At 51.0% G+C, this 245-nt stretch carries 1 protein-coding gene; it reads left to right on the top strand.

Going from position 1 to position 245, the window contains the following annotated elements; translation table 11 throughout:
- On the top strand, positions 1-245 hold a 245-nt coding region (locus HBA93_RS22760; protein ID WP_221724745.1), incomplete at both ends, for a hypothetical protein.

Below are 245 nucleotides of genomic sequence, written 5' to 3'. Positions count from 1 at the left end.
AAAGTAGGACTACCGGTCAAAAAAGAGCTGAAGGCCAGCGTCGGCTTTATCTTCGGAGACATGACCTTATGGATTGATCGTGTTGAGAAACAAAGTCAGGTTGATGTGTGGCTAGAACTGTTCACAGACGATCCCGATCAGGCACTGAGCCATCTGGGAAGTCCGTTACGCGACGAGCTGGAGCCTCTTGATGAAGTGAACGGGCATTGGACATCTGATCCGGCTGGAGTTGTGTTGCTCGTCAG

Origin of the sequence: Ochrobactrum sp. SFR4, from assembly GCF_019730395.1 — a bacterium.
Taxonomy (GTDB): domain Bacteria; phylum Pseudomonadota; class Alphaproteobacteria; order Rhizobiales; family Rhizobiaceae; genus Pseudochrobactrum.
Note: the sequence above shows the minus strand (reverse complement) of the source record. Positions and strands in the feature narration are given on the sequence as shown.